The sequence below is a fragment of the Actinotalea ferrariae CF5-4 genome, from assembly GCF_000603945.1.
GTDB lineage: Bacteria > Actinomycetota > Actinomycetes > Actinomycetales > Cellulomonadaceae > Actinotalea > Actinotalea ferrariae.
On the sequence record NZ_AXCW01000216.1, the window covers coordinates 1 to 416 of the forward strand.

The 416-nt window shown below is 71.2% G+C and carries 1 protein-coding gene; it reads right to left on the reverse strand.

Annotation, left to right across the window (positions count from 1 at the left end):
* Positions 1-12: 12 nt before the first annotated feature.
* A complete protein-coding gene (locus tag N866_RS14725; RefSeq protein ID WP_034227687.1) occupies positions 13-348 on the reverse strand; it encodes a DUF305 domain-containing protein in 336 nt (111 codons plus the stop codon).
* Positions 349-416: the final 68 nt, after the last annotated feature.

Consider the following 416-nt stretch of genomic DNA (forward strand, 5'->3'; position numbering starts at 1 on the left):
ACGACCGGTGGATCAGGGCTGAGGCAGGTCCCACTGCTCGAGCCAGCCGTACATCTGCCCGGCCTGCTGCTGCTGGGTCAGCATGATGTCCAGCGCCAGGGACCGGACCTCAGGATCGTCGGTGGCGTCACGCACCATGGTGGACATCTGCACCGCCTGGGCGTGATGAGCTTGCATGTCGCGGGCGAACCCAGCCTCGGCTGACGTCTCGGCCGGCCGCGAGACAGGGTCGCCACCGTTCGTCAGGGCCGCGCCGGCGACCAGGCCGGCGACCCCGACCACGGCGGCCACCAGGACCACCACCGCAGCGGTCGGGACCCTGCGCGGCGCGGCAGCGTTCTCGCTCATCAGGCGTCCACCCCACCGGTGCACGGCGCACCCGGCTCCGGTGTCTGCTCACCCTGCTGGTACTTGAC